At 68.4% G+C, this 19,033-nt stretch carries 20 protein-coding genes and 1 pseudogene; 13 read left to right on the forward strand and 8 right to left on the reverse strand.

The features are described from left to right. Window positions 1-2: 2 nt before the first annotated feature. Window positions 3-650, reverse strand: a complete 648-nt coding sequence (locus AB0P11_RS01970) for a TetR/AcrR family transcriptional regulator (RefSeq protein WP_053098566.1) — start codon at window positions 648-650, stop codon at window positions 3-5. A 166-nt stretch (window positions 651-816) separates the two neighbouring features. On the opposite strand from AB0P11_RS01970, the gene AB0P11_RS01975 reads away from it, so the two are divergent. The 6 genes from AB0P11_RS01975 to AB0P11_RS02000 all read left to right on the forward strand — a co-directional run bounded on the left by AB0P11_RS01975 (window position 817) and on the right by AB0P11_RS02000 (window position 8,640). Then, window positions 817-2,484 carry an ABC transporter substrate-binding protein gene (locus tag AB0P11_RS01975; RefSeq protein ID WP_363519315.1) on the forward strand — a complete coding sequence of 556 codons (1,668 nt, stop codon included), beginning with the start codon at window positions 817-819 and terminating at the stop codon, window positions 2,482-2,484. 71 nt (window positions 2,485-2,555) lie between these two features. Continuing rightward, entirely contained in the window at window positions 2,556-3,380 is an 825-nt protein-coding gene (locus AB0P11_RS01980; protein WP_053098568.1) for an ABC transporter ATP-binding protein, read from the forward strand. Continuing rightward, window positions 3,377-4,183 carry an ATP-binding cassette domain-containing protein gene (locus AB0P11_RS01985; protein ID WP_056276431.1) on the forward strand — a complete coding sequence of 269 codons (807 nt, stop codon included), beginning with the start codon at window positions 3,377-3,379 and terminating at the stop codon, window positions 4,181-4,183. Before AB0P11_RS01980 ends, AB0P11_RS01985 begins: the two co-directional genes overlap by 4 nt. Continuing rightward, a complete protein-coding gene (locus AB0P11_RS01990; protein WP_053098570.1) occupies window positions 4,180-5,268 on the forward strand; it encodes an ABC transporter permease in 1,089 nt (362 codons plus the stop codon). Before AB0P11_RS01985 ends, AB0P11_RS01990 begins: the two co-directional genes overlap by 4 nt. 1 nt (window position 5,269) lies before the next feature. Continuing rightward, entirely contained in the window at window positions 5,270-6,394 is a 1,125-nt protein-coding gene (locus tag AB0P11_RS01995; protein WP_285363795.1) for an ABC transporter permease, read from the forward strand. Next, window positions 6,394-8,640, forward strand: coding sequence for a glycoside hydrolase family 3 N-terminal domain-containing protein (locus tag AB0P11_RS02000; protein ID WP_363519320.1), 2,247 nt, complete (start codon window positions 6,394-6,396; stop codon window positions 8,638-8,640). The genes AB0P11_RS01995 and AB0P11_RS02000 overlap by 1 nt, the downstream gene beginning before the upstream one ends. A gap of 17 nt (window positions 8,641-8,657) precedes the next feature. Here the strand turns inward: AB0P11_RS02000 and soxR are convergent, their stop codons facing one another. Continuing rightward, window positions 8,658-9,134 (reverse strand): redox-sensitive transcriptional activator SoxR, encoded by a 477-nt coding sequence (gene soxR, locus AB0P11_RS02005; protein ID WP_053098572.1) that lies wholly within the window; start codon window positions 9,132-9,134, stop codon window positions 8,658-8,660. A gap of 79 nt (window positions 9,135-9,213) precedes the next feature. Between soxR and fdxA the strand changes: the two genes are divergently transcribed. Genes fdxA through AB0P11_RS02020 form a run of 3 tightly spaced genes read left to right on the forward strand, consistent with a single transcriptional unit; the run spans window position 9,214 to window position 10,701 of the window. Then, complete coding sequence (gene fdxA, locus AB0P11_RS02010) at window positions 9,214-9,540, forward strand: ferredoxin (RefSeq protein WP_053098573.1); 327 nt, start codon at window positions 9,214-9,216, stop codon at window positions 9,538-9,540. Further along, window positions 9,537-10,061, forward strand: coding sequence for a flavin reductase family protein (locus tag AB0P11_RS02015; RefSeq protein ID WP_053098574.1), 525 nt, complete (start codon window positions 9,537-9,539; stop codon window positions 10,059-10,061). Before fdxA ends, AB0P11_RS02015 begins: the two co-directional genes overlap by 4 nt. 10 nt (window positions 10,062-10,071) lie before the next feature. Next, window positions 10,072-10,701 carry a superoxide dismutase gene (locus AB0P11_RS02020; RefSeq protein WP_053098575.1) on the forward strand — a complete coding sequence of 210 codons (630 nt, stop codon included), beginning with the start codon at window positions 10,072-10,074 and terminating at the stop codon, window positions 10,699-10,701. A 171-nt stretch (window positions 10,702-10,872) separates the two neighbouring features. Here the strand turns inward: AB0P11_RS02020 and AB0P11_RS02025 are convergent, their stop codons facing one another. Continuing rightward, window positions 10,873-11,277: an arsenate reductase ArsC gene (locus tag AB0P11_RS02025; RefSeq protein WP_053098576.1), complete on the reverse strand. Its 405-nt coding sequence runs from the start codon at window positions 11,275-11,277 to the stop codon at window positions 10,873-10,875. Next, window positions 11,274-12,608 carry an NAD(P)-binding domain-containing protein gene (locus AB0P11_RS02030; RefSeq protein ID WP_363519323.1) on the reverse strand — a complete coding sequence of 445 codons (1,335 nt, stop codon included), beginning with the start codon at window positions 12,606-12,608 and terminating at the stop codon, window positions 11,274-11,276. Before AB0P11_RS02030 ends, AB0P11_RS02025 begins: the two co-directional genes overlap by 4 nt. Window positions 12,609-12,691: 83 nt before the next feature. On the opposite strand from AB0P11_RS02030, the gene AB0P11_RS02035 reads away from it, so the two are divergent. From AB0P11_RS02035 to nhaA, 3 genes are all read left to right on the forward strand, one after another. Further along, window positions 12,692-13,033: a metalloregulator ArsR/SmtB family transcription factor gene (locus tag AB0P11_RS02035; RefSeq protein ID WP_053098578.1), complete on the forward strand. Its 342-nt coding sequence runs from the start codon at window positions 12,692-12,694 to the stop codon at window positions 13,031-13,033. Window positions 13,034-13,084: 51 nt separating this feature from the next. Beyond that, window positions 13,085-13,258, forward strand: a complete 174-nt coding sequence (locus AB0P11_RS02040) for a hypothetical protein (RefSeq protein WP_171821976.1) — start codon at window positions 13,085-13,087, stop codon at window positions 13,256-13,258. A gap of 64 nt (window positions 13,259-13,322) precedes the next feature. Next, window positions 13,323-14,603, forward strand: a complete 1,281-nt coding sequence (nhaA, locus tag AB0P11_RS02045; RefSeq protein WP_363519328.1) for a Na+/H+ antiporter NhaA — start codon at window positions 13,323-13,325, stop codon at window positions 14,601-14,603. A 246-nt stretch (window positions 14,604-14,849) separates the two neighbouring features. Here nhaA and AB0P11_RS02050 read toward each other — a convergent pair. The 3 genes and pseudogenes from AB0P11_RS02050 to AB0P11_RS02060 all read right to left on the reverse strand — a co-directional run. Next, window positions 14,850-15,128, reverse strand: a pseudogene (locus AB0P11_RS02050) (SUMF1/EgtB/PvdO family nonheme iron enzyme); the annotation flags it as partial. A 75-nt stretch (window positions 15,129-15,203) separates the two neighbouring features. Beyond that, the gene (locus tag AB0P11_RS02055) at window positions 15,204-16,214 is read right to left on the reverse strand and encodes a LacI family DNA-binding transcriptional regulator (RefSeq protein ID WP_056276449.1); all 1,011 of its coding nucleotides are present in this window, start codon (window positions 16,212-16,214) and stop codon (window positions 15,204-15,206) included. Window positions 16,215-16,305: 91 nt separating this feature from the next. Next, entirely contained in the window at window positions 16,306-17,967 is a 1,662-nt protein-coding gene (locus AB0P11_RS02060; RefSeq protein ID WP_072590618.1) for a glycoside hydrolase family 13 protein, read from the reverse strand. A 139-nt stretch (window positions 17,968-18,106) separates the two neighbouring features. Between AB0P11_RS02060 and AB0P11_RS02065 the strand changes: the two genes are divergently transcribed. Further along, window positions 18,107-18,535 (forward strand): DUF1761 domain-containing protein, encoded by a 429-nt coding sequence (locus AB0P11_RS02065; RefSeq protein ID WP_053098583.1) that lies wholly within the window; start codon window positions 18,107-18,109, stop codon window positions 18,533-18,535. Here AB0P11_RS02065 and AB0P11_RS02070 read toward each other — a convergent pair. After that, window positions 18,532-18,981, reverse strand: a complete 450-nt coding sequence (locus AB0P11_RS02070) for a VOC family protein (RefSeq protein ID WP_056277679.1) — start codon at window positions 18,979-18,981, stop codon at window positions 18,532-18,534. The genes AB0P11_RS02065 and AB0P11_RS02070 overlap by 4 nt on opposite strands. Window positions 18,982-19,033: the final 52 nt, after the last annotated feature.

The raw sequence follows: 19,033 nt of genomic DNA on the forward strand, positions 1-19,033 counted from the left end.
GCCTAGTCGCGGCGGTACGACTCCAGTGCCGGTCCTGGATGCAGTACGCCGTTGACGATCGACCGGATCGCGAACTCGCTCGCCTCGCCGAGGTCGAACACGTCGCGATGCAGCAGCCATTGCAGCTGCAGGCCGTCCATCACGGCGAGGATGCTGGCGGCGGCCGTCGTGATCGTCGAGGGCTCGGTCACTCCCTCCTGCGCGCACAGGGCGTGGAAGGCATCCGTCACCTCGCGTCGCAGCGTCGTGTAGCGCTCTTCGAAGTACTCGCGGCCGGGGTGGTTGTCGGTCACGGACTCCGATGAGAGCACGGTGTACGCCTGCACGATCCCGGGGCGCCGCTCGTTGGCGATGGCGGTGCGCACGAGGTGCAGGAAGAGCTCGGGTCCGCCGGGGATGTGCTTCTCGGCGAGCTCGGCGACGTCGGCCTGGTCGCGGTAGGCGAGCACCTCGAGCAGCAGCTTCTGCTTCGACCCGAAATGGTGCAGCACGCCGGCGTGGGTGATGCCCACCTGCTCGGCGACATCGGCGAGGGTGCCGTTGGTCGATCCCTTGTTGCCGAAGATCTCGACGGCGGCTTTGAGGATCTGCTCGCGCTTCTCGCGGGTGGCAGGCCGGACGGACGTGTGGGCGACAGCATCCTTCGACATGGTCCATCCTCTTCTGCACGGAATCCTGCACTGGATCGTACTTGCCAACTCTACTTACCAACGAGTAACCTCGCACCAGCTTACTTTCTCGCCAGTAAGCGAATGCAGTCGGATGCCCGGGCACCGACAGCCACACAGCACAACGACCCGTGCCCAAGGAGAAGCAATGAAGCTCAGAAAGTCCATGATCGCCGTCGCGGCGATCTCCGCCCTCGGCGTCTCGGCCCTCGCCGGCTGCGCAGCCGGCGGATCGAACGACGGTGACGCCGGATCCGGCGGCGCAGCACTGACGATCGCCAAGCCCGACGGTGCGATCACCACCGAGTCGAACAACCCCTACGTCGGCGACTCGTCGGCGTCGAAGTACGGCTACGGCAAGGTCATCTTCGAGACCCTCGGTCTCGTCAACCAGACCGGCGACCGCGAGGTCACCCCCTGGCTCGCCGAGAGCATCGAGTGGAACGACGACTACACGGCCCTCACCGTCGTGCCCCGCAAGGACGTCACCTGGAGCGACGGCGAGCCGTTCACCGCCGACGACATCGTCTTCACCTACGAGCTCGTGTCGACCCCCGAGCTCGACACCGCCGGCCTCAAGTTCGAGGGGGCGACCGTCGAGGGCGACGCCGTCACCCTGAACTTCGGCGAATCGAAGTACGTGAACCAGGCGCGCGTCCTGCACGTGCCGATCGTGCCGAAGCACATCTGGGAGAACCTCGACGAGCCGGCCACCGACCCCGTCAAGGGCGACGACCTGGTCGGCACCGGCCCCTACGCCCTGTCCAACTGGTCGACCGAGTCGGTCACGCTCGAGGCCCGCGACGACTACTGGGGCGGCGATCTCGCGGTTCCCGAGCTGCACTACGTCTCGTACGGCGACAACACCGCTCTGACGACGGCTCTCGCGCAGGGCGAGGCCGACTGGGCGCAGGCGTTCATCCCGCAGATCCAGGAGCAGTTCCTCGACGCCGACCCCGAGCACAACAAGTTCTTCGTCGCGCCGACCACGGGTTCGGCGACGCTGTTCATGAACCTGCAGCAGAAGCCGTTCGACGATGTGGCGTTCCGCCAGGCGCTCGCCTGGGTCATCGACCGCGACGCCTACGTCGACATCGCCCGTGAGGGCGCGAGCGAGCCGGTCTGGTCGGTGACCGGTCTGTCGTCGATCCTCGAGGACGAGATCCAGCCCGAGTTCCAGGGCGAGGAGTACTCGGTCGACGCCGAGAAGGCGCGCGACCTGCTCGAGAGCGCCGGATACACGTGGAAGGACGACGCGCTGATCGACCCCGACGGCACGCCCGTCTCGTTCACGCTCTCGGTGCCCTCGGGCTGGAGCGACTGGAACACCGCGCAGGAGCTCATCGCCGAAGACGTCACCGAGGCCATCGGCGCCGAGGTCAAGATCGACATGCCCGACTGGGGCGGCTGGGCAGGCCCCCGGGACGACGGCTCGTTCTCGGCCATCATCCACTGGCTGGAAGACAGCGGCACGGCCTACGGCCTGTACACGTCGACGATGGACCCGCGCTGGATCTCGCCCGAGGGCATCGCCGGGTTCAACTTCGGACGCTTCGAAGACCCCACGGCCACCGAGGCGCTCAACACCTACGCGAACGCGTCGTCCGATGAGGAGCGCACTGCGGCGATCACCACGCTCGAGCAGATCTTCGTCGAGCAGGTCCCGGCGATCCCGCTGGGCGCGCACCCGCTTCTCGGCGAGTACAACACCCGCAACTACGTCGGGTGGCCCTCGGAGGACGACCCGTACGCCTCGGGCGACCCGACGCAGCAGAACATCGTGCAGATCCTCACGAAGCTGAAGCCGGCCGAGTAAGCAGTCCCGGAGGGGCGGATGCAGCAGCATCCGCCCCTCCCACCGACCTCCCGACCGACGAAGGACCCTTCATGTCAGAACCACTGCTCAGCGTGCGCGACTTCTCGGTCGTGTACGACGTCGACCCTCCCGTCGAGGCGGTGAAGAACGTCACGCTCGAACTGCAGAGAGGCGAGATCCTCGGTCTCGCCGGGGAGAGTGGATGCGGCAAGACCACGCTCGCCTACGGCGTGCAGCGTCTGCTCCGGGCCCCTGCGGTGATCGCGGGCGGCAGCGTGACCTTCCACGATGCATCCGGTGTCGACGTCGACATCAACGCGCTCGACGTCGAGGCGATGCAGAAGTTCCGCTGGGACAAGGTCTCGATGGTGTTCCAGGGCGCGATGAACGCACTGAATCCGGTGGCGACGATCGGCTCGCAGCTCGAGGACGTGTTCGAGATCCACCGCCCTGACATGACGCGACGGCAGCGCAGGGCCGAGGCCGAGGAGCTGCTCGAGATCGTCAAGGTCGGGCGTCAGCGCACCCGGTCGTTCCCGCACGAGCTCTCCGGCGGCATGCGCCAGCGTGTCATGATCGCGATGGCCCTGGCGCTGCGCCCGCAGCTGATGGTCATGGACGAGCCGACCACGGCGCTCGACGTGCTCGTGCAGCGGGAGATCCTCAAGCAGATCTCGCAGCTGCGGCACGAGTTCGGCTTCTCGGTGATCTTCATCACCCACGACCTTCCGCTGCTGCTCGAGATCAGCGACCGCATCGCCATCATGCGCGAGGGCGAGATCGTCGAGCTGGCCTCCGCCGAGCAGATCTGGACCGACCCGCAGAACGACTACACGAAGACCCTGCTGTCGTCGTTCCCCCGACTCACCGGTGCGAGAGGAGTGCTGACCCGATGACCACTCTCGAGTTCGCCCACGTCAGCAAGATCTACAACGTCCGCGGAGCCGGCCAGCTCAAGGCGCTCGACGACATCAGCTTCACCCTGAACTCCGGCCAGACCATCGGTCTCGTCGGCCAGTCGGGCAGCGGCAAGTCGACCATCGCGAAGATCCTCACCCAGCTCGAGACGCCCACGTCCGGCGAGGTGCGGCTCGACGGCGCACCCATCCCGCGGCACGGCAGGGGACTGCGGAAGTACCGCCAGCAGCTGCGGATGGTGTTCCAGGACCCGTTCGCCTCGCTCAACCCGTACCACTCGATCCGCTATCACCTCGAGCGCCCGATCCGTCTCGACGACGTCGTCCCCAAGAAGGACACCGAGGCAGAGGTGCGCCGACTGCTCGAGCGCGTGCGCCTCGACGCGGATGCCGTGATCGACCGCCGCCCTCATGAGCTGTCGGGCGGCCAGCGTCAGCGCGTCGCCATCGCCCGTGCGCTCGCCTCGCGGCCGTCGCTGCTCGTCGCCGATGAGCCGGTGTCGATGCTCGACGTGTCGATCCGTCTCGGAGTGCTGAACCTGCTCGCCGATCTCCAGCGCGAGGAGGGCCTCGGCGTGCTCTACATCACCCACGATCTCGCCACCGCCCGTCACTTCAGCGACAAGATCATGGTGCTGAACCAGGGTCGGGTCGTCGAGTACGGCGACGCCGACGACGTGATCCTCACCCCGCAGGACCCCTACACGCGCGAGCTGCGGGCGGCGTCGCCCGACCCCGACAAGCACTTCGCGACGACAGGCTCGCACGGAGGTGCACTGTGACCACCGCATCCCCCGATCTGGGTCAGATCGACCAGGAGAACCGCGACGCGCTCGAGGTCGGCACCACCGCGACCGTCGCGCAGAAGGGGCGAGCCGTCGTGCCCTGGCGGTTCTTCGCCGGTCGGGCCGGCTTCTACCTGTTCACGCTGTGGGCGGCCATCACGATCAACTTCTTCCTCCCGCGGTTCATGAAGGGCGACGCGGTCAGCTCGTACCTCGCGCGCAACCGCAACATCAGTCCCGAGGCGGCGGACTCGCTGCGGGCGCTGCTCGGCATCGACACCGACAAGTCGATGTGGCAGCAGTACATCGAGTACTGGGCGATGCTGTTCCGCGGCGACCTCGGCATCTCGACACTGCACGGCCTGCGTCCGGTGAGCGAGGTGCTGGCATCCGCTCTCCCGTGGACGCTCGGCCTCGTCGGTCTCGCCACGATCATCTCGTTCGCGCTCGGCACGGTCGGCGGCGCGATCGTCGGCTGGAAGCGCGGCAGCAGGCTCGACGCCCTCATCCCGATCACGACGTTCTTCAACACGATCCCGTACTTCTGGCTCGGTCTCATCGCGATCGCGATCTTCTCGTCGACCCTCAAGTGGTTCCCGTCGTCACACGCCTATGACAAGGGGCAGTCACCCGAATGGAGCCTCGACTTCATCGGCCAGGTCATCGTGCACGGCACCCTGCCGGCGGTCACGATCATCATCGCCTCGCTCGGCGGATGGATGCTGGGCATGCGCAACATGATGCTCACGGTGCTCGACGAGGACTACATCACCGTCGCCCAGGCCAAGGGCATGCCGAACAGGCGGGTGCTGTGGGCGTATGCCGCTCGCAACGCGGTGCTGCCGCAGATCCAGAGCTTCGCCCTCTCGATCGGGTTCATCGTCGGCGGCACGATCGTCATGGAGATGGTCTTCAGTTACCCGGGCGTCGGCAAGCTGCTGCTCGACGCCACGAACGCGAAGGACTTCGCCCTCATGCAGGGCGTGTTCCTCGTGATCACGCTGTCGGTGCTGGTCGCCAACATCCTGGCGGACATCGTCTACGCATACCTCGACCCGCGCACGCGCCAGACGGAGGCCTGACATGAGCGTTCCCACCTCGACCGACACGACCGCGCCCGACGGCAGCACGATCCCCACCGGGATGCCGGAGACTGCCACGTTCCGCACGGCCCACGGCGACCAGCCGACCCGCAAGACGTTCTGGTCGCAGCTCGCGCACTCGTTCGCGATGTTCCGCAACCCGAAGTCGATCGCCGGCCTGATCATCCTCGGGGTGTTCGTGCTGATCGCGATCTTCGCCCCGCTTCTCGCGCCCTACGGGGCCACGCAGAAGGACCGCACGGCTCTGCGTCAGCCGCCCTCGTTCGACCACTGGCTCGGCACCACCCACATGGGCGAAGACGTGCTCAGCCAGCTCATCTTCGGCACGCGCGGTGTCGTCGTGGTCGGATTCCTGTCGGCGATCATCGCCACCGTCATCGCGATCACGATCGGCGTCATCGCCGGGTACGTGCGCGGGTGGAAGAGCGAGTCCCTGTCGGCGCTCACGAACGTCTTCCTGGTGATCCCCGGCATCCCGCTGATCATCATCGTGGCGTCGCAGTTCGAGAACCCGCCGCTGATCGTGATCGCCGCGGTGCTCGGTCTCACGGGCTGGGCATGGGGCGCGCGCGTGCTGCGCGCGCAGACCATGTCACTGCGCAACCGCGACTTCATCCAGGCGGCGCGCGCCAACGGCGAACCGCTGCACCGCATCATCACCGTCGAGATGCTGCCGAACCTCATGGCGCTGATCGCGTCGAGCTTCGTCGGCACCGTCACCGCCGCCATCCTCGGTCTGACGACCCTCGCCTTCATCGGGGTGATCCCGGTGAGCAACCTCAACTGGGGCACCATCCTGTTCTGGGCGCAGCAGAACGGCGCCTTCCCGAGGCTGTGGTGGTGGTACGTGCCCGCAGGACTCTGCATCGCGATCATCGGCGTCGCCCTGTCGCTCATCAACTTCGGCATCGACGAATACGTCAACCCGAGGCTGCGGTCGGCCGGTGAGCGTGCCCGCGCGATGAAGAAGAAGGGGCTCGACGTGAACGATCCGGTGACGGCGGTGCGCAGCGCGCCGACGACCGACTCGGGTACCGTGCAGAGCGCGGCGACAGCGACGACGACCCATACGAAGACCGACAAGAAGACACAGAACGCCGAGTGATGACCTCTCAGACCCTGACCGAATCCCTGCCCTACCTCGACCCAGAACTGCCGATCGCCGCGCGCGTCGCCGACCTCCTCGACCGCATGACGGTCGAGGAGAAGATCGGGCAGATGCTGCAGCTCGACGCTCGCGACGACCTCGACGATCACGTGCTGGGCAAGCACGTCGGCTCGATCCTGCACACCTCGCCCGAGCGCATCATCCGGGCGAACGAGCTGACCGCCCAGACGCGACTGCGCATCCCGCTGCTCGTCGCCGAGGACTGCATCCACGGCCACTCCTTCTGGCCGGGAGCGACGATCTATCCGACGCAGCTCGGCATGGCCGCCACGTGGGACGCCGAGCTGGTCGAGAAGGTGGCGAGGGCCACCGCGGTCGAGGTCGCGGCGACCGGCATCCACTGGACCTTCTCCCCGGTGCTCTGCATCGCACGCGACCTGCGCTGGGGCCGCATCGACGAGACGTTCGGCGAAGACCCGTTCCTCATCGGCGAGCTCGCCTCCGCCATGGTGCGCGGATACCAGGGCGAGGGCCTCGACGACCCCACCGCGATCCTCGCGACGGCGAAGCACTTCGCCGGCTACTCCGAGACGCAGGGCGGGCGCGACGCCAGCGAGGCCGACATCTCGCGGCGCAAGCTGCGGTCGTGGTTCCTGCCGCCGTTCGAGCGGGTGGCCCGTGAAGGATGCCGCACGTTCATGCTCGGCTACCAGACCACCGACGGGGTGCCGATCACGGTGAACGACTGGCTGCTCAGCGATGTGCTGCGCGGCGAGTGGGGCTACACCGGCACGCTCATCACCGACTGGGACAACGTCGGACGCATGGTCTGGGAGCAGCATGTGCAGCCCGACTACGCGCACGCCTCGGCCGCCGCGGTGAGCGCGGGCAACGACATGGTGATGAACACTCCGGGCTTCTTCGCCGGAGCTCTCGAGGCGGTGTCGAACGGCCTGCTCGAGGAGGACGCCTTCGATGACGCCGTGGCGCGCATCCTCACGCTCAAGTTCGAGCTGGGGCTGTTCGAAGACCCGCGACTTCCGCAGGCGGATCTGGATGCCGTGGTCGGCAGCGCCGCCCACGCCGAGCTCAACCTCGAGACGGCCCGCCGTTCGATCGTGCTGCTCGAGAACGACGGCGTGCTGCCGCTCGACGCGTCCGCGCCGCTGACGGTCGCGGTCGTCGGGCCCCTCGCCGACGACGCCCAGACGCAGCTCGGCGACTGGGCCGGCGGATCGGGTCAGGCCGGATGGCTCGACGGACAGCCGCGCGAGATGATCACCACCGTCCTCGACGGTCTCGCCGGTATCGACGGATGGTCGGTGACGCACACGCGCGGCGCCGAGATCCTCACGCTCGACGACGATCCGCGGGGCACGAAGTTCCCCGACGGACAGCCCCGCCCCTCGGTCGTCGTCCCGAGCGCACCCGACGACACGATGATCGCCGAGGCCGTCGCTGCGGCCGAGGCGTCCGATGTCGTGGTCGCCGTCGTCGGCGACCGTATCGAGCTCGTGGGCGAGGGCCGCTCGACGGCGACGCTCGAGCTGATCGGCGGACAGAACGCGCTGCTCGACGCGCTCATCGCGACGGGGAAGCCCGTCGTCGTGGTGCTCCTGGCCTCGAAGCCGCTCGTGCTGCCGGCATCCGCATCGAAGGCCGCCGCCGTGATCTGGGCGGCGAACCCCGGCATGCAGGGCGGCCGCGCGCTCGCCGAGATCATCTCTGGTGCGGTCGAGCCGTCGGGGCGCCTGCCGATCTCGTTCGCGCGCCACGTCGGGCAGCAGCCGACGTACTACAACCAGATCCGCGGCCAGCACGGCGACCGTTACGCGGACCTCACGCAGTCTCCCGCGTGGGCGTTCGGCGAGGGGCTGTCGTACTCGACGGTCTCGTACGGCGAGCTCTCGCTCGACACCGACCGGCTCGGTCTCGCCGACACGATCGTCGCCGAGGTGACGGTGACGAACACCGGTTCGCGCCCGGTGCGCGAGACGGTTCAGGTCTACGTCCGCGACTCCGTCACGAGCGTGAGCTGGGCCGACAAGGAGCTCAAGACCTACCGCCAGGTCGACGTCGCGCCCGGAGAGTCGGCGCGCGTGCGGCTCGAGGTGCCGGTCGCCGAGTGCTCGATCGTGGATGCGGCCGGCAACCGTCGTGTCGAATCCGGCGCGTTCGAACTGCTGGTCGGTCCGAGTTCGCGCGAAGAAGCCCTGCGGAGCGCTGCGTTCACCGTGGCATGAGTCTGCGACGAGGGCGCTCAGGCGTCCTCGTCGCGGAGGCGCTGCGGCCCCGCGCCCTGACTTCCCAGGGCATCGTCGGGGTTGAGCAGACCGCACGCCTTCATCGACAGGCATCCGCAGCCGATGCATCCCGTCAGCTCTCGTTCGAGTCGCTCGATGCCCTCGCGGCGCTTCTCGAGTTCGCGCTTCCAGCGCCGTGACGCCCGCTGCCAGTCGGCGTGACTCGGGGTCTGCGTGAGCGGGACGTCGGCGAACGCGTCCTGCACATCCGACAGCGGGATGCCGAGGCGCTTCGCCACGGTGATGAGCGAGACCCGGCGCAGCATGTGTCGGGCGTAGCGGCGCTGATTGCCGGCGGTGCGCGTCGACGCGATGAGACCGAGGCTCTCGTAGAAATGCAGGGCGGACGGGGCGACGCCGGTGCGCCTGCTCATCTCGCCGATCGTCAGCGGCTCGTCGGGTCCGTGCGCAATCCGGTCCGGATCGGTGCTCATCGCGGCCTCCTCGATTTGACCTCAAGTGTACTTGAGGTCATACGGTGGCAACCGTGACCCGAACGGAGACCGCCACCCGATGACCTACGTGATCGCCCTGCCCTGCGTCGATGTCAAGGACCGTGCGTGCATCGACGAATGCCCTGTTGACTGCATCTATGAGGGCGAACGCTCGCTGTACATTCACCCCGACGAATGCGTCGACTGCGGCGCGTGCGAACCCGTCTGCCCCGTCGAGGCGATCTACTACGAAGACGACCTGCCCGACGAGTGGCAGGACTACTACAAGGCCAACGTGGAGTTCTTCGATGAGCTCGGGTCGCCCGGTGGCGCCGCGAAGCTCGGCATCATCGAGCGCGACCACCCGATCATCGCCGCACTTCCGCCCCAGGAGGCACCCGAATGAGCAGTCAGCAGCACCCCGCCGCGCCGGTTCCGTCCGAGGTCGGTGAAGGGCTCAAGGCCGCGTTCCGCGCGCATCCGGCGGGGGTCGCGATCATCACGGCGATGACCCCCGCCGGTCCCGTCGGTCTCACGGCGTCGAGCGTCGCATCCGTCGCGGTCGACCCCGCGGCGATCGTGTTCTCGGTCACCAGGGCCACCGGCAGCGCGGGCTCGATCCTCAACGCCGAGTCGTTCGTCGTGCACCTGATCGACGACGAGCACTCGGCCCTGGCGCAGAGCTTCGCGGTGAGCGGCGCCGACCGCTTCACCCCCGAGCAGGGGTGGGGCACCCTTCCGACCGGTGAGCCGTACCTCGCCGAGGCGCGCGCCGCGATGCGCGGTCACACGATGTCGACGGTCGCGGTCGGCTCATCGACCGTCGTGGTCGCCGAGATCGACGAGGTGCTGCTCGGGCGGGCGGGCCGACCGCTCGTCTACCTCGACCGCCGATTCCACTCACTCCCCACCGATCAGAACGACTGAAAGGAACAGCATGCCCACTCCGTACACCCTTCCCGAGCTGCCGTACGACTACTCGGCGCTCGCCCCGCACATCTCCGGCAAGATCATGGAGCTGCACCACTCGAAGCACCACCAGGCCTACGTCACCGGTGCCAACACGGCGCTCGAGCAGCTCGGCGCGGCCCGCGAGTCCGGCGACTTCGCCGCCGTGAACAAGCTCGAGAAGGACCTCGCGTTCAACCTCGGCGGTCACATCAACCACTCGGTGTTCTGGGAGAACCTGTCGCCCGACGGCGGCGGCAACCCCGAGGGCGAGCTGGAGGCCGCGCTGACCGACGCGTTCGGTTCGATCGACGCCTTCCGCGCGCACTTCACCGCCACCGCGCTCGGTGTGCAGGGTTCGGGCTGGGCTGTGCTCGCGTGGGACAGTGTCGGTGCGCGTCCGGTCATCTTCCAGCTGTTCGACCAGCAGGGCAATGCCCCGCTCGGCGTCACGCCGCTGCTGCAGCTCGACGTCTGGGAGCACGCCTACTACCTCGACTACCTCAACGTGCGCGCCGACTACGTCAAGGCGTTCTGGGAGCTCGTCAACTGGTCCGACGTGCAGCGCCGGTTCCAGGCCGTGCAGGAGAAGACCGCGGGCCTCATCGTCGCCCGCTGAATCTCACGTCTTCTCCCGGCGCCAGCGCGTCGGGAGGAGATTCGCGCCGCATTGCCGCCAGCCCGCCGCGTTGCGGCCAACGCGCCGCATCGGGAGGAGATCCGCGATCCGGAGGAGGATGCCGCGGCATCCGCCCTCCCGTCCGCAGATCTCCTCCCGATTGAGCGAGCGTCAGGCGAGCAGTTCGCCCGCGAGCGCCTCGATGCGACGGCGGATGTCGTCGCGGATCGGGCGCACGGAGTCGATGCCCTGCCCGGCCGGGTCGTCGAGCTCCCAGTCCTCGTAGCGCTTGCCGGGGAAGAACGGGCAGGCGTCGCCGCATCCCATCGTGATCACGACATCGGATGCCTGCACGGCCTCGGTCGTGAGCACCTTGGGCTGCTCGGCGGTGATGTCGATGCCGAGTTCGCTCATGGCCTCGACCGCGATCGGGTTGATCTGGTCGGCGGGCATGGATCCGGCGGAGCGCACCTCGATGCGGTCCCCGGCGACCTCGCGCAGAAAGCCTGCGGCCATCTGCGACCGTCCGGCGTTGTGCACGCACACGAAGAGGACGGAGGGCTTGGTGGTGGTCATGATGTCTCCAGGGTAAGCGAGCGTGCGGGGTCGAGGGTCGTCAACGGCGTCCTGCCGATCTGCAGCACGGCCGGCGCGGCGCAGCAGCTGCCCGCGTTGTCATCGAAGTCGCCGGATCCGCCGCATACCCCGGTCGCGGGCAGGGTGAGTTCGTTGCGGGCCGCGCCCTCGTGATCGCCGGCGAGGTGGGCCGCGACGCTGCGCACCTGCTCGTAACCGGTGAGGGCGAGGAAGGTCGGAGCTCGACCGTAGGACTTCGCGCCGACGATGAAGAGGCCCTCCTCCGGCTGCGTGAGCTGTCGGGCACCGGTCGCGCCCACCGAACCGCAGGAGTGGATGTTGGGGTCGATCTCGGAGGCGATGCCGGCGACCGCATCGAGAGCGGGGTCGAGATCGATTCGGAGTTCGCGCAGGATGCCGGTGTCCGGCCGGAATCCGGTGAGCGCGAACACGTGCGCGATCTCCGCCATCTCGCGTCCGTCTTCGGCGACGATCACCAGGCCCCTCCCGTCCCGCCGGAACTCGGCGACTCGGAATCCTGTCACCACCTCGACGACACCGTCATGGACCACCTTCGACACCCGAGAGCCGAGCGCTGCGCGTTCGGGCAGCTGATCTCCGGCGCCGCCCCCGAGAACGTTCGCGGCGCTCCCTCGGCGGAGCAGCCAGGTGACGCGGGTTCCCGGCGACCGGCGGGCCAGTTCGCTCAGGCGCAGCACGGCGTGCGTGGCGGAGTGTCCCGCTCCGACGACGACCACATGCGAACCCGCGAGCTCGGACACGTCGTCGGGGATGCGATAGGAGATCAGATCGGATGCCGCGGCCTCGCCCACGGCGGGGAAGCCGTCTGCGCCCGCAGGGTGGGGGAGGTCCCAGGTGCCGCTCGCGTCGATGACCGCCCGGGCGCGGATCCGCGACTCGGTGCCGTCCGCGTCGAGGGTGTGCACGACGAACGGCTGGTTCCTGCGTCCGGACTCGACGACCTTGTCGCGACCCTGGCGAGCGACGCCCGTGACGGCGGTGCCGTACCGGATCCGCTCACCGAGTGCGCCCGCGAGAGGCGCCAGGTAGTCGCTCACCCATTCCGCCCCGGTCGGACAGCCTGCGGTCGGTGCGGTCCACCCGGTCGGCTCGAGCAGGCGACGCGCGGCGGCATCCGTCAGCTCGGGCCACGCCGAGAACAGGCGCACGTGGCCCCATTCGGAGACCGCGGCGGCAGGGCCGCGCCCTCGTTCGAGGACGACGACGTCTTCGCGGCGTTCGACGAGATGCGCCGCCGCTGCGAGACCCTGCGGCCCCGCGCCGATGACGACGATGGGAAGCTCGGACACGACATCTCCTCAGATCGAAAGACTTCAATATGAGAAGCGTCGCCCACGTATCGAACATTGTCAATACGTGAGAGGATGAGCGCATGACGCTTCCGGTGACGATCGAGCAGACGGGCTGCTGCACGCCGCGCGCGGCATCCGCTCTTCCGCTCGCCGAGGCTGAACGGATCGCCCGCCTGTTCAAGGCGCTCGGCGACCCGACGCGCATCCGCCTGCTCTCGCTGATCTCGTCGGCCGCGGGTGGCGAAGCCTGCATCTGCGACCTCACCGATCCGGTCGGTCTGTCGCAGGGCACGGTCTCGCATCACATGAAGCTGCTGGCGGACGCCGGACTCGTCACGCGTGAGCAGCGCGGCAAGTGGGCGTACTTCTCCCTCGCCGAGGGCGCTCTCGACGCCGCCGGCGACGCGCTGCGAGCCGTCTGATCCTGCTGCGCTCCTCAGGTCGGCGGGCGGTCATCCCGATAGGCTGATTCCATGGCCCTCCTCTCGATCGCCGGTTCGGCGCGCGCTCCGCATGAGCTGCGCTCGGCGACTCCGATGAAGGAATGGATGCGCGTCGTGCTCCACCCGGGCACGAACGGGTGGACCAGCGTCTGGGGCACTCTCTCGCACGGCGAGATCGCGGGCTGCCCGCCGCCACGCGACTAGACCGCGCCTCTGTGGGGTGCGGTCTTCCGCGTCGTTCACCCCTTCTCTCGCGTGAGGTCTCGTCATGTCCGCTTCTCCTGTCCGTCCCCGTGCCCGTCTGCGCCTCGCTCCGCACGAGTTGTGGCGAGGCATCCGCAACAACGCCCGCAGCGAGGTGCTCGGTGGTTCGCTGCTGCTCGCCGCCACCGTCGCCGCGCTGATCCTCGCCAACACCCCCGCCGTGTCGTGGTACGAGTCGGTGCGCGACTTCACGTTCGGCATCCCCGAGCTGTATCTCGATCTGAGCATCGGGGCCTGGGCCGCGGACGGCCTGCTCGCGATCTTCTTCTTCGTCGTGGGTCTCGAGCTGAAGGAGGAGTTCGTCACCGGCCGACTGCGCGATCCGCGTCAGGCGGCGCTGCCGATCGCCGCAGCCGTCGGCGGGGTGATCGTGCCGGCGATCATCTTCGCCCTGATCAACGCGGGCGACGGCGACGCCCTGCGCGGCTGGGCCATCCCGACCGCCACGGACATCGCGTTCGCGGTCGCCGTGATCGCCGTGGTCGGGAAGTTCCTCCCACCGGCGCTCCGTGTCTTCCTGCTCACACTCGCGATCATCGACGACCTGATCGCCATCACGATCATCGCTACCTTCTACACCGATTCGATCAGCTTCCCCTGGCTGACTCTCGCGCTGCTGCCCCTCGCAGGATTCGCGCTGCTCGTGCAGAAGGGCGTGCGGGCGTGGTGGATCCTGATGCCTCTCGCGATCGCCGTGTGGGTCTGCATCCATGCTGCCGGCATCCACGCGACCGTCGCCGGAGTCCTCCTCGGTTTCGTCGTTCCTGTCATCCCGACCGAGCGCGCTCGGGTGCCGCGAGGGACGGATGCCGACGGCGAGCCCCTCTACGACGGCCTCGCCCCGCACTTCGCCGACCGTTGGGGTGTCGTGGCGACGCTGTTCGCCGTGCCCGTGTTCGCCTTCTTCGCGGCGGGCGTCACGATCGGCGGACTCGCGGGGCTCGCGTCGGCGCTGACCGATCCGATCGCGATCGGCATCATCGTCGGCCTCGTCCTGGGCAAGCCGATCGGGATCCTCGCGACCACGTTCCTGCTCAGCCGGGTGCCCGCTCTGCGTCTCGACGAATCGCTGCGCTGGCCCGACCTCGCCGGCATGGCGTTCCTCGCGGGAATCGGATTCACCGTCTCCCTGCTCGTCGGCGAGCTCGCCTACGGGTCGAGTTCGGTCGCCGACGAGCACGTCAAGATCGGCGTGCTCCTCGGCTCCCTGATCGCCGCGGTGATCGGCGGGCTGATGCTCGCGAGGCGCAACGCTCTCGCCCGCCGATCGCCGCTCGACGCCTGAGAGCGACGGTCAGGAGCTGCCGACCGTCGACTGCAGCTTCGCTATCACCTGGGTGATCGTGAACGATGCCGATTCCTGGCGAGCGGGGAACTCGGCAAGGGTGTGCAGCATGTTCGCCACATACGCCTGGGCCGGGATGAACAGGAAGATGTGGTCGAGCACCCAGTCCCAGTAGGTGTTCGAGGTGATGTCGGCGCGCTCGAACGGATCGGTGCGCAGATTGAAGAGCTTCGGGAACCGCAGCTTGCGCCAGTTGCGCAGGTCGGTCGGGCCGGGGGTCGGCGTGAAGACCATGGAACCGGGCACGAGGTCCTTCGGATCCGCATCCGGAAAGGCAGCCGGGTCGAGAGGCCGCTCGGCCACGGTGATATATCCCGTGGCATCGACGAATTCCGCGCACTGCGCGTTGGTCACCTCGTAGCGGCCGATCTCGAACGAGGCGACCTCGCGCTCGTGCACCGGGCGCTCGTCGGGGTAGAAGTCCTCGGACCCCATCCGGAAGGTTCCGCCGGGGATCAGCACCATGTCGCGAATGTTCGTCACCCGCGTCAGCGTAGCGTCCGGGTCGTCGCGCGGGGCAGGATGCTCGCCCGCGTGGGGCTAGCCGACCAGGCGCGCGGTGGTGCCTCGGACGTTCAGCTCGTAGGGGAGCTCGGCCGGTATTCCCGCGGCTTCGCCGTCGGCGAGCTTCGCGAGCACGGCATCCGCCGCACGCTCGCCCTGCCCGAGGGGGAACTGGTCGACGGTGCTGAGTCGGAAGAACTCGCCGAGCTCGTGACCGTCGATGCCGACGATCGAGAGGTCATCCGGCACGGCGAATCCGAGGTCGCGGGCGGCGAGGATCGCCCCGATCGCCATCTCGTCGGATGCCGCGAACACGGCGGTGGGTCGCGGGCCGGGGCGTCCGAGCAGCTGCTTCGCCGCGCGGTATCCGCCCTCGACCGTGAAGTCGGCGGGCTCGAGGAAGGCCGGATTCAGAGGGATGCCGGCCTTCGCCAGTGCCTTCTCGAAGCCCAGGCGACGATTCGTCGGGATGTGGAAGTCGATGTCGAACTCGGGGTTCGCGCCGATGTGGGCGATGTCGCGGTGTCCGAGACCGATCAGGTGCTCGGTCGCCAGCTGGGCCACGGCGACGTCGTCGACGGTGAGGGTGTCGAGCTTGGGGTTCGGCCCGCCGATCGCGATCACCGGCAGGCCGAGGTCGAGCAGGTACTGCGTCTCGTCGTCGTCGAGCTCGATCGACACCGCGATCACGGCATCCACTCGCTGCCGTCGCAGGAAGGTGTCGAACACGTGGCGGCGCACGTCCTTGTCGGCGGTGATGTTGTAGAGGGTGATGTCGTAGCCCTCGCGCATCAGCGCGGACGATACCCCCGACAGCACGGTGCTGAAGAACCATCGGTCGAGGAAGGGAACCACGACCCCGATGTTGCGGGTGCGGCCCGATGCCAGGCTCGATGCGCGGGAGGACACGACGTAGCCGAGCGCCGATGCCGCCTCCTGCACGCGCAGGCGGGCCGACTCCGACACATGGCCTCGGCCGCTCAGCGCGCGCGAGACCGTCGCGGTCGAGACGCCGGCGAGCCGGGCGACCTCATCGATGCTCGCCATGGGGGATCCTCTCTGAGCCGTTCCGGTCGCCGTTCGTGCCGTCGGGCGGTGCCGTGGGCGGCGCGAACTGCGACCGGAACATGATGCGACGTTACGCCTTGGTGTACCAGACCGCGGTGTCGACCGGCACGGCGCCACCGTCGAACGGCTGGCTCTGCAGGATCACGAACGCGTCGGTCGGCAGCGGCAGCGGCTCGGTGCCGAGGTTCGCGAGCACGTGCACGTCGCCGCGGCGGAACGCCACCGCATCTGCGCCGGCGTCTTCCCAGACGAGCGATCCGCTGCCGAAGCCGTGCTCACGCCGTCCGGCGAGCAGGCGCTTGTAGAGCGCCAGCGTCGAGGCGGGGTCGACCTCTTCGACGTCGCGCGAGTACGACGCCCAGTCGGCGGGCTGGGGCAGCCACGACGCACCGGTCTCGTTGAAGCCGAACGCCGGAGCATCCGCCTCCCACGGCAGCGGCACACGGCATCCGTCGCGACCGTAGCGCTCGCCGTTGGTGCGGAACCACGTCGGGTCCTGACGGAAGGCGTCGGGGATCTCCATCGCCTCGGGCAGGCCCAGCTCCTCGCCCTGGTAGAGGTATGCCGAACCCGGAAGCGCGAGCATCACGGTCGTCGCCGCGCGAGCGCGGGCGAGTCCGATGGCGGTGTCGGGCTTGTGCGGGGTGTTCGGGCCGATGCCCTCGCCCTGCGGGTTCTCGGCCGTGAGCGCGAGTCGCGACGCGTGGCGCACGACGTCGTGGTTCGACAGCACCCAGGTGCTGGGTGCGCCGACCTCGCCGAACGCATCGAGGGATTCGCGGATGACAGACCCCAGAGCCTTCGCGTCCCACTCGGTCATGAGGTAGGGGAAGTTGAAGGTCTGGTGCATCTCGTCGGGGCGCACCCACAGGGCGGTCTGCTTGAGCGTCGGCATCCAGGCCTCACCGCACAGCGCGCGGTCGCCGTCGTACTCGGCCAGCACCTTGTGCCAGTCGCGGTAGATATCGTGCACGCCGTCCTGGCCCCAGTACGGCACGTTCGCCTCGCCGCCGCCCATCGAGTCGGCGTCTGCCGGGGGCGTGTAGTCGGGCAGGCCGTCGGCCTTGATCATGCCGTGGGCCACGTCGACCCGGAAGCCGTCGACGCCGCGGTCGAGCCAGAAGCGCAGGATCGAGCGGAACTCCTCGCGCACCTCTTCGTTGTTCCAGTCGAAGTCGGGCTGCGTCGGGTCGAAGATGTGCAGGTACCACTGGCCCGGCGTGCCGTCGGCCTCGGTCACGCGCTCCCACATGCCGCCGCCGAAGACGGACTCCCAGTTGTTCGGGGGCAGCTCGCCGTTCTTGCCCTTGCCGTCGCGGAAGATGTACCGCGCGCGCTCGGGGCTGCCGGGAGCAGCCTTGAGGGCCTCCTGGAACCAGGCGTGCTGGGCCGACGAGTGGTTGGGGACCAGGTCGACGACGACGCGGATGCCGCGGGCGTGCGCCTCGTTCAGCATCGTGTCGAAGTCGTCGAGGGTGCCGAACAGCGGGTCGACGTCGCGGTAGTCGGCGACGTCGTAGCCGGCGTCCCGCTGCGGGCTCGTCATGAACGGGCTCAGCCAGATCGCGTCGACGCCGAGCTCCTTCAGCGAGTCGAGCCGGCTGGTGATGCCGGGCAGGTCGCCGATGCCGTCGCCCGAGGCGTCGGCGAACGAACGGGGGTAGATCTGGTAGATGACCGCGCTGCGCCACCACTCGGAACCGGGGGCTGCGATCTGCTCAAGCTGTGCCATGGCAACAGATTAGTGCAAACGCTTACATGATTGCCAGAGCGAGCATCGAATCGATTCGGGGAGCCGATATTCTGCGCCGGTCCGCAGCCGCTTGCAGGCCCGGGAGTATGCTTCGGGCATCCGACCACAGGAGGCTGTCATGGTTCCCGAGATCAACTACTGGGCCGTTCTGCTCGCGACCGCCTCGAGCATGATCGTCGGCTCGATCTGGTACGCGCCGAAGGTGTTCGGCACCCGCTGGTCGAAGCTCGCGAACGTCGACATGGACCGTCCGGGGGCGAGCGCGACGATGGCGATCATCACCACCGTGATCGTGAGCTTCGCGACGGCGTGGGTGCTCGCCGGAGCATCCGCGATCGCCTGGCACTTCTACGACGGATCGTTCTTCTGGGCCGCCGTCGTCACCGGCGTGCTGCTGTGGGCCGGGTTCACGGCCGCGCGGTTCATCACGCACGACGCCTTCGAGGGCCGCCCGACGGCGTTGACCACCATGAACATCGCACATGAGATCGTCACGATCGTGGTCATGGCCGTGATCATCGGCGTCTGGCCGCCGGCTCTCGGCTAGCTCGCCGCGGCATCCGTCGTGAGGTCCTGCGCGAACATGACGAGGATCCCGCTCGGGCCGCGCAGATAGGTGAGCCGGTAGACGCCCTGGTAGTTCGCGACTCCTCGCAGCGGGTGATATCCGTGCCGGGCAGCGATGGCCAGGGACTCGTCGATGTCGTCGACGGAGAACGCCACCCGGTGCATCCCGATCTCGTTCGGCAGGGTCGGCTCGGTCTCGATCGCGTCGGGATGGATGTATTCGAACAGCTCGAGCTGACCGTGGCCGTCGGGTGTCTGCAGCACGGCGATCTTCGCGTGGTTGCCGTCGAGGCCGACGGCGGTGTCGGCCCATTCGCCGCTGACCTCGTCCCGACCGAGCACGGTGAGGCCGAGATCGGTGAAGAAGGCGATCGTCGCCTCGAGGTCGCGCACGGCGATGCCGACGTTCTCCAGTGTGATGGGCATGGCTCGCATGCTACTCGCGGGGCGCGACACGCCGGGCGCCTCGAAAGACTAG

It is taken from the genome of Microbacterium sp. NPDC079176, from assembly GCF_040686675.1.
In the GTDB taxonomy this organism is placed as follows: Bacteria; Actinomycetota; Actinomycetes; order Actinomycetales; family Microbacteriaceae; genus Microbacterium.